The sequence below is a fragment of the Pseudomonas sp. genome, from assembly GCF_049645325.1.
Classification (GTDB): domain Bacteria; phylum Pseudomonadota; class Gammaproteobacteria; order Pseudomonadales; family Pseudomonadaceae; genus Aquipseudomonas.
On record NZ_JBARTQ010000660.1, the window covers coordinates 1 to 8,291 of the forward strand.

Genomic DNA, 8,291 nt, shown 5'->3' on the forward strand with positions numbered 1-8,291 from the left:
GCCTGCGATGGCATCACCGCGGTGTATCTGACACACCGAGGTGACTGCATCGCAGGCAAGCCAGCTCCCACACAAGCCTGCTTCTACAGTTGTTTAGCGGTGCGGCTTAGTTTTTCACCACTTCTTCCAGCGTGAAACGCCCCAGCGGGTTTTGCAGGAAGTTGCTCACATTCTTGCGTGAGATGTTGATGTACGGGCTGTAGTACAGGTCGATCCAGTTCACATCCTGTTTCGCCATTTTCTGCAGGTCGACATACATCTGCTCACGCTTGACCGGGTCGGCCTCGATCCGCGCGGCCGCCACCAGCGCCTTGACCTTGTCGTTCTTGTAGCGGGTCATGTAGTTCTGGTTGGTGTCGTGGCCCAGCACGAAGGTGGTCTTCTGGTCCGGGTCGAGGATGTCGTTGGTCCAGTACATCACCGAAATATCGTACTCACCGTCCACCAGCATCTGCCAGCTTTGGGTCGGGTCGACTTTCTGCAGGTTGGCGGTCACGCCGACCTTGGCCAACTGGTCCTTGATGATCACGGCAATCTGCTCGTCGGCTTCGTTGCCGGCGTTGACCACGTAGTTAAGCTTCAAGTCCTTGGCGCCCGCCTCTTCCAGCAGCTTCTTGGCAGCGGTCGGGTCATACGGGCGTTGCAGGTTATTGGCGTAGTGGAACAGCGAGCCTTTCGGGATATAGGAATAGGCCACTGTGCCCTGGCCGTAAGTGGCGGCCTTCACCAGCGACTGTTTGTCGATGGCCATGTCCAGCGCTTCGCGCACTTTCTGCTTGGCGAGCAGGCCGTGAGCGTGGTTGATCAACAGGTGATCTTCACGGGTGGACGGGTCGGAATGAATCACCACGTTCTTGTCTTTTTTCAGCTCTTCAACGCGCGAGAACGGTACGAAGATCGCGGTGTCCAGCTCGTTGTTCTGCACCATGCGCATGCGCGTGTTGTCGTCTGTCACCGAGACCCACTCCACGCCATCCAGGCTGACGTTCCTGGCTTGCCAGAAGTTCGGATTCTTCTTGAGGATCACGCGGTCGCCTTTGCGCCATTCCTCCACGGTGAACGCGCCGGAGGTCACCGGGTTTTCCGAGTAGGCGTCTTCGCCCATCTTGGTCATGGCCTTTTCCGACAGGATCGACACCGTCGGCGACGCCAATTGCGAGAGAAAGGCTACCGCCGGGGTTTTCAGGGTCACCACCAGGGTTTTCGGGTCAGCCGCCTTGGCCGTGTTGATCAGGCTGAACGGGTCGCTCCACAGCGAGGCCTTGTTGTCACGGATGCGCAAGAGGCTGAACGCCGCATCGTCGGCAGTGATCGGCGAGCCGTCGGAGAATTTTGCGTCACGCAGTTTGAAGGTGTAGGTCAGGCCGTCCTTGGAGATGTCCCAGCTTTCGGCCAGGCCCGGTTCCATCTTGGTGCCCAGGTTATCCACGCGCACCAGGGTGTCGTAGACGTTGGCGAATACCCAAGTGTCGCGGTTTTGCGCGCTTTTGATCGGGTCGAACGTGGTGCTGTCTTCACGGCAGCCGATGGTCAACACACCGGCGGCGTGCGCCAGCCCGGCAGTGAGGGACCATGCGGTCAATGTGGCGGCGGCGAGCAACTTCAAGTGGCGCGATTGCATGTCATAACTCCTTGTTCATGAATGGCAGAAATGGGTTAACGCAAAGGTTCTTCAAGCACGCAACTGTACCGATGCTCGTGCAGGAAATGAGTGGGCGGCAACACCACGGAACACATCGTCCGGGCATGCCGACAACGCGGGTGAAAGGCGCAGCCTGTGGGCAAATTCAGCGGGCTCGGTGGCTCGCCCGGCAACGGTTCGGCAGGCAAAGGGCGATGGGGGTCAATCTCGGGAATCGCCGCGATCAACGCCGCCGTATAGGGGTGGCGCGGCGAAGTGAAGACCGCCTCGACAGGCCCTTCCTCGACGATCTTGCCCAGGTACATCACCGCCACGCGGTCGCACAGGCGACGCACGATGGCCAGGTCATGGGCGATAAACAGGATCGCCAAATTCATGCGCTGTTGCAGTTCCAGCAGCAGGTTGATGATCTGGCCCTGAATCGACACATCCAGCGCCGCCACACATTCGTCGGCGATGATCAGGCGCGGCTCCACCGCCAGCGCCCGGGCAATGCCGACGCGCTGGCATTGGCCACCGCTGAGGGAACCGGGTTTGCGACTGGCCAACTCCGGGCGCAGGCCGACCAGGTCAAGCAACTCCACCACGCGCGCCGGAATCTGGCCCGGCGCGACTTTGCGTTGCACCCGCAGCACTTCGGCAATGGTTTCGCCAACGGTGTGGCGCGGGTTCAGCGCGGCGTAGGGGTCCTGGAAGATCATCGCGGTTTCATGCCGCAGGCGCGCGATGTCGACGGCGCTGCCGTGGGCCATGTCGATGCCGTCAAACACCACCTGCCCGGCGCTGATCGGGTTGAGGTGCAAAATCGCCCGGCCCAACGTGCTCTTGCCGCTGCCGGACTCGCCCACCAACCCAAGGGTTTCGCCAGCGGCCAGGTTCAGCGACACGCCGTTGACCGCCCTCACCCACTGCGTGTTCAGGCCGAACGAACCAGTGCCGGACGCGGCAAACCGAACCTCCAGGTCCTTGATCTGCAACAGGCTCATGCTCGACCTCCCAACGGGTAGTGACACGCCACATGTGCGCCTTCCGGCAACACCTCCGTGCACAAGGCGCCCACTTGCGGGCAGCGCGGGTTAAAGCGGCAACCGGCGGGCAATGCATCCAGCAACGGCGGCTGGCCGGGGATAGTGCGCAACAAGGCGTGGCCGCTGCTATGGGCGGGCTGGCAATCGATCAGCCCGGCGGTGTACGGGTGCTGCGGATGCGCGAGCAGGTCGTACTTGCTGCCGTGTTCACACAGGCGCCCGGCATACATCACCGCGATGGAATCGCAGGTTTGCGCGACCACGCCAAGGTCGTGGGTGATCATGATGATCGACAGCCCACGCTGGTCGCGCAGGTCCAGCAACAGGCGCAGGATTTGCGCCTGCACGGTCACATCCAGGGCGGTGGTCGGCTCGTCGGCAATCAACACTTTCGGGTTGCAACCCAAGGCCACGGCGATCATCGCGCGCTGGCGCATGCCGCCGGAAAATTCGTGCGGGTAGTTATCGACACGCGCCTTTGGATCAGGGATGCCCACTTGTCGCAACACGTCGATAGCTTGCAGGCGCGCGTCTCTTTTCGATGCACCCTGGTGCAGCCGGATGCCCTCGGCGATCTGATCACCGATACGCATCAACGGGTCGAGGTGGCTGCTGGGGTTCTGGAAGATCATGCCCAGACGACCCCCGCGCACGGCGCGCATGCCGGCCTCGTCGAGTTGCAACAAGTCCTCGCCGGCCAGGTGCACCGAACCGCCCTGCACGCGCAGACTCGGCGACGGCAACAGGCGCATCAGCCCGCGACAGGCCAGGGTTTTGCCCGAGCCGCTTTCGCCGACCAGCCCGAGGATTTCACCTTCGGCCACGTCAAAGGACACGCGGTCGACCAAGGTGACATCGCGCCCGGCGTTTGTGGCGATCACACTGAGGTCGCGCACTTGCAGCAGGCTCATGAGCGATCTCCCAGCACTTGCGCCACGCCATCGGCAAGCAGGCTGAACCCCATGGCCAGGGTCACAATCGCCAGGCCGGGAAAGGTGCAGAGCCACCACGCGGTGGTGATGAACGCCTGACCTTCCGCCACCATCGTGCCCCACTCGGCGGTCGGCGGTTGCACGCCCAGGCCCAGGTAGCTCACGGCGGCGCCATTGAGCAGCACCAGCACCGCGTCCGACATGGAAAACACAATCGAGCCGAACATCGCGTTGGGCAGCAAATGCCGAAACAGGATGCGCCCATGACCAAAGCCCAGGCTCTTGGCGGCCAGGGCAAAGTCGCTTTCCTTGAGCACCAGGATCTGCGAGCGGATCAGCCGCGCATACGAGACCCAGCCCACCAGCGCCATGGCGATATAGAAGCTCTTCAGGCCCGGGCCGAGGATGGCCATGATCGCCAGCATCAGCACCAGGAACGGAAAGGCCAGAATCACGTCGATCACGCGCATGCAGAAGCTGTCGAAACGCCCGCCGATGTAGCCGGAAACGGCGCCGACAAACGTGCCGATCAGGAAGGGGAAGATCACGCCGATGACCGCCAGTTGCAGGTCAATCCGCGCGCCCCAGATCACCCTCGACAGGATGTCGCGGCCGTAATTGTCCGTGCCGAATGGATGCGCCAGGCTGGGCGCCAACAGGCTGAAATCGGTGTTCTGCACAATCGGGTCATAGGGCGCGAGCCACGGCGCGAACAGCGCCAGGGCCAACCACACGAGCAGGATCAACACGCCCCACGCAGCCGTCAGCCGGCCGTTGCGAAAACCAAAGCGCAGGCGCAGGCGCCACGGTGCAATCAACGGGCGAGTGCTCATTGCATTTTTACCCGAGGGTCCAGGGCGACCGTGGCCACGTCGGCCAGGAAGTTGACCACCACCGTCGCGCACGCCAGCACCATCGCCACGCCCTGCACCACCATGTAGTCGCGCGTGAAAATCCCGCGCACCAGCAACTGGCCGATGCCGGGAATCGCGAACAGGCTTTCGATCACCACCGTGCCGCTGATCAGCCAGCCGATATTCACCGCCAGCAGGTTGACCGCCGGCACCAGGGAATTGGGCAACACGTGCCGTCGAAATACCGCCGCCTCCGAGAGCCCGCGCGCCCGGGCGGCGGTGACGTGGTCGGCCTGCAATTCCATCAACATGCTCGCGCGCAGGTTGCGCACCAGCACCGCCGACAGCGCAAGCGCGATGGTCAAGCACGGCAGGACCATGTGGTGGGCCTTGTCCACGAACGTGCGCCCGTAACCGGACACCGGGAACAATCCCCACTGCACACTGAGTAACAGAATCAGCATCAAGCCCAGCCAGAATGCCGGCATGCCCAGGCCGACCGTGGTGAACACGCGGATCAGGTTGTCGGCCCAGCCGCCTTTGTTGCGCGCCGCCACCGTCGCCAGCGGCACCGCGATCAACAGCGCCAGCAGCACACTGCCGAGCACCAGCACCAAGGTTGGTTCGATGCGGGTAACGATCAGCTTCAAGGCGTCGACTTTATAGAGCAGCGACTGGCCGAGGTCGCCCTTGAGCAGGTTTTTCAGGAAATAGAAATATTGCAGCCACAAGGGCTGGTCGAGGCCGAACTGCGCGCGGATTTTCAGCAGGGCGTCCGGCGTGCTGCGCGAGCCCAGCAACGCGCGTGCCGGGTCGCCGGGAATCGAGCGCACCAGCACGAAGGTAATCAGGCTGATGCCAAACAGCACCGGCAGCAATTGCAGCGGCCGGGACAGCACAAAACGATAACGCGCCAGGTTCATTCGTCAGCCTCGGTGGCGAGCGAGGAAGTCCAGCAGCACCGGGAAGTACGCCTGGGGTTCCTCATAAAACGGCATGTGGCTGCTGTTGGGGAACACGTGCAGTTCGGCGTGTTTGGCCGCCAGCTTCATGCGCAGCGCGCAGGCCGGGGTGAGTTCGTCGTGCTGGCCGGTGGTGATCAGGATCGGCATGTTGAAATCGGCCATCTCGGGAATGCGGTTCCAGTCCTTGAGGTTGCCGATGTAGAGGAATTCGTTGGGGCCTTGCATGGCCTCGTAAGGGCCCATGTTCCAGTCGCCGAGGGAGCGTTTGACCGGCTCCGGCCACTCGTCCAGGCGGCACACGTGGCGGTAATTGAGCAAGGTGATCGCAGCCTGGTACTGCGGATGGTCGAGTGTGCCCATGGCTTCATGGCGCTGCATCATGGCCACGGTTTCGCTGCCGAGGGCGCCGCGCAGGCGTTCGAGTTCCTGGGACAGGTGTGGAATGTCGCCGACGGTGTTTTCCAGGATCAGGCTTTTGAGCGCGTCGGGATAGTGAATGGCGTATTCGATACCCAGCCAGCCGCCCCAGGAATGCCCGAGCAAATGCACACGCCCCAAGCCCAGGGCTTGGCGCACGGTTTCAACTTCTTCGACATAACGGCCAATTTCCCACAGGGAAACGTCGGTCGGTCTGGCTGATGCGCCAGTGCCAAGCTGGTCGAATGCAACCACTCGCAGGTTATGGTCTTTGAGCCAGCCATGGGCGTCGCGCAAATAGTCACACGGCAGGCCCGGGCCGCCGTTCAGACACAGCAGCACCTCATCGCCTTCGCCAAAGCTGTAGACCACGAGGTTATGGCCGTCGACTTGCACGTTGTACTGCTGGTCGGGGGCAATTTCACGCCACATGCATACATTCCTTGTGTTGTATCGGCCTGGCGGGTAGCGGCCGTTTATCAGGCCAACACTACCGAGGATGCCGTGCGTCCATAACCTAGTATTTCTTATAGGTTTGGCCTGGCAGTCCTTCGCCGGGGCGTGGCATTCTACTTGCCGCAAGTCGAGATTCAAATGAATTCGGGAGCAGAACGGATGCTGGCCAAGCTAACTGCCTTCAATAACCGACTCATGCCGGGCAGGAGCCTGGATGAGCAGATGGACAATACGTTTGTCCTCGCCCAGCAGTTGGGCTTCGACGCGCTGGTGTATGACTACACCCCGGTGCCGATCGACCATGACGGCGCCCTCATCACCCCTTCCGTACTGGAACTGCGTAACACGCCCACCGACTGGCACGCCTTGTGGTGCAGCGAAGGGTTTTACCAGATCGACCCGGTGCAACACCTGGCCCTGAGCACGGTGTCGCCGTTCGTCTGGTCTTATGAGGCGAAAGCCGAGACCGCGCTGCAAAAAATCATCGACCCCTGCCACGCGCCTGTGTCCTCCTACCTGCATGAACGCCAGCTGACCTGCGGCGTGAGCGTGCCAATTCACTTGCCCCGTGGCGGTTTCGCCTCGCTGACCGGCCTGCGCACCGGCAAGGCGCACTCGGTATTGAAGGACGCGCAGCAGACCCTGGCCGACTTCAGCCTGATCACCCACGCACTGCAGGAAGCGGCCTACCCGCTGTTCAGCAAAGAGCTACGCACCTACCCGCATATTCACCTGACCAAACGCGAGCGCGAATGCTTGAAGTGGGCCGCCGACGGCCTGACCGCCGCCGAAATCGCCAACCAATTGAGCCGTTCCCTGGCGGTGGTCACCCTGCACCTGGCCTCGGCGATGCATAAGCTGGGCGCCAAAAACCGCGTGCAAGCCGTGGTGCGCGCCACCCATTACCGCCTGCTCGAAGATTGAGCCACCGGCAAAAACCTAGCTGTTTTGCTAGTTACCTAAATGTCGCGCGCCGATTATCGTATTCCTGATCCTTTTTTTCAGCGCAGGGTACGAAATGGAATTCATCGAAAACATCCGCGAAGGCTATGCGGCATTTGGCGCCTACCAGACCTGGTACCGCGTCACCGGCGACCTGGCCAGCGGCCGTACACCGTTGGTGATCATCCACGGCGGCCCCGGCTGCACGCATGACTACGTCGACGCGTTCAAGGACGTCGCCGCCAGCGGCCACGCAGTGGTTCACTACGATCAACTAGGCAATGGGCGCTCCACGCACCTGCCGGATAAAGACCCGTCATTCTGGACCATCGGCCTGTTCCTCGAAGAGTTGAACAACCTGCTGGACCATCTGCAAATCAGCGATAACTACGCCATCCTCGGGCAATCCTGGGGCGGCATGCTCGGCAGCGAGCACGCGATCCTGCAACCCAAGGGCCTGCGCGCGTTTATCCCGGCCAACTCGCCAACGTGCATGCGCACTTGGGTCAGTGAGGCCAACCGCCTGCGCAAATTACTGCCCGAAGGCGTGCATGAAACCCTGCTCAAGCATGAACAGGCCGGCGCTTACCAAGACCCGGAATACCTCGCCGCCTCGCGGATTTTCTATGACCAGCACGTGTGCCGGGTCAACCCGTGGCCGGAAGAAGTGGCGCGTACCTTCGCGCAAGTGGACGCAGACCCCACGGTGTACCACGCCATGAGCGGCCCGACGGAATTCCACGTGATCGGCAGTTTGAAAGACTGGAATGTGATTGGGCGCCTGTCGGCAATCAATGTGCCGACGCTGGTAATCTCCGGCCGCCACGACGAGGCCACGCCCCTGGTGGTCAAGCCGTTCCTGGATGAGATCGCCGATGTGCGCTGGGCGCTGTTTGAAGACTCCAGCCACATGCCCCACGTGGAAGAGCGCCAGGCGTGCATGGGGACCGTGGTGAAGTTTCTGGATGAGGCGTGTTCCATTCCTCATAAAGCCCTCAAGACCGGCTGAGTTCCCAATGTGGGAGCGGGCTTGCTCGCGAAGGCGGTGTGTCAGC

At 62.0% G+C, this 8,291-nt stretch carries 8 protein-coding genes; 2 read left to right on the plus strand and 6 right to left on the minus strand.

Going from position 1 to position 8,291, the window contains the following annotated elements:
- Positions 1–106 precede the first annotated feature (106 nt).
- The 6 genes from WBB95_RS28215 to WBB95_RS28240 are packed head-to-tail and all read right to left on the minus strand — an operon-like array spanning position 107 to position 6,270.
- Complete coding sequence (locus WBB95_RS28215) at positions 107–1,621, minus strand: ABC transporter substrate-binding protein (protein ID WP_424490566.1); 1,515 nt, start codon at positions 1,619–1,621, stop codon at positions 107–109.
- Between the two features lie 35 nt (positions 1,622–1,656).
- Positions 1,657–2,628 carry an ABC transporter ATP-binding protein gene (locus WBB95_RS28220; RefSeq protein WP_424490567.1) on the minus strand — a complete coding sequence of 324 codons (972 nt, stop codon included), beginning with the start codon at positions 2,626–2,628 and terminating at the stop codon, positions 1,657–1,659.
- Positions 2,625–3,581 carry an ABC transporter ATP-binding protein gene (locus tag WBB95_RS28225; protein WP_424490568.1) on the minus strand — a complete coding sequence of 319 codons (957 nt, stop codon included), beginning with the start codon at positions 3,579–3,581 and terminating at the stop codon, positions 2,625–2,627. The genes WBB95_RS28220 and WBB95_RS28225 overlap by 4 nt, the downstream gene beginning before the upstream one ends.
- Positions 3,578–4,435 (minus strand): ABC transporter permease, encoded by an 858-nt coding sequence (locus WBB95_RS28230; protein WP_424490569.1) that lies wholly within the window; start codon positions 4,433–4,435, stop codon positions 3,578–3,580. The genes WBB95_RS28225 and WBB95_RS28230 overlap by 4 nt, the downstream gene beginning before the upstream one ends.
- On the minus strand, positions 4,432–5,379 hold the full coding sequence (locus tag WBB95_RS28235) for an ABC transporter permease (RefSeq protein WP_424490570.1): 948 nt from the start codon (positions 5,377–5,379) through the stop codon (positions 4,432–4,434). Before WBB95_RS28235 ends, WBB95_RS28230 begins: the two co-directional genes overlap by 4 nt.
- Before the next feature lie 3 nt (positions 5,380–5,382).
- Positions 5,383–6,270: a proline iminopeptidase-family hydrolase gene (locus tag WBB95_RS28240; protein WP_424490571.1), complete on the minus strand. Its 888-nt coding sequence runs from the start codon at positions 6,268–6,270 to the stop codon at positions 5,383–5,385.
- A 183-nt stretch (positions 6,271–6,453) separates the two neighbouring features.
- On the opposite strand from WBB95_RS28240, the gene WBB95_RS28245 reads away from it, so the two are divergent.
- Complete coding sequence (locus tag WBB95_RS28245; RefSeq protein WP_424490572.1) at positions 6,454–7,218, plus strand: LuxR family transcriptional regulator; 765 nt, start codon at positions 6,454–6,456, stop codon at positions 7,216–7,218.
- 94 nt (positions 7,219–7,312) lie between these two features.
- Positions 7,313–8,245 carry a proline iminopeptidase-family hydrolase gene (locus WBB95_RS28250; RefSeq protein ID WP_424490573.1) on the plus strand — a complete coding sequence of 311 codons (933 nt, stop codon included), beginning with the start codon at positions 7,313–7,315 and terminating at the stop codon, positions 8,243–8,245.
- Positions 8,246–8,291: the final 46 nt, after the last annotated feature.

Bases quoted from the DNA above. Each gene is read 5' to 3' on its own strand.
- WBB95_RS28215 (WP_424490566.1), bottom strand. From the start codon at position 1,621: ATGCAATCGCGCCACTTGAAGTTGCTCGCCGCCGCCACATTGACCGCA.
- WBB95_RS28240 (WP_424490571.1), bottom strand. From the start codon at position 6,270: ATGTGGCGTGAAATTGCCCCCGACCAGCAGTACAACGTGCAAGTCGAC.
- WBB95_RS28220 (WP_424490567.1), bottom strand. From the start codon at position 2,628: ATGAGCCTGTTGCAGATCAAGGACCTGGAGGTTCGGTTTGCCGCGTCC.
- WBB95_RS28230 (WP_424490569.1), bottom strand. From the start codon at position 4,435: ATGAGCACTCGCCCGTTGATTGCACCGTGGCGCCTGCGCCTGCGCTTT.
- WBB95_RS28225 (WP_424490568.1), bottom strand. From the start codon at position 3,581: ATGAGCCTGCTGCAAGTGCGCGACCTCAGTGTGATCGCCACAAACGCC.
- WBB95_RS28250 (WP_424490573.1), top strand. From the start codon at position 7,313: ATGGAATTCATCGAAAACATCCGCGAAGGCTATGCGGCATTTGGCGCC.
- WBB95_RS28235 (WP_424490570.1), bottom strand. From the start codon at position 5,379: ATGAACCTGGCGCGTTATCGTTTTGTGCTGTCCCGGCCGCTGCAATTG.
- WBB95_RS28245 (WP_424490572.1), top strand. From the start codon at position 6,454: ATGCTGGCCAAGCTAACTGCCTTCAATAACCGACTCATGCCGGGCAGG.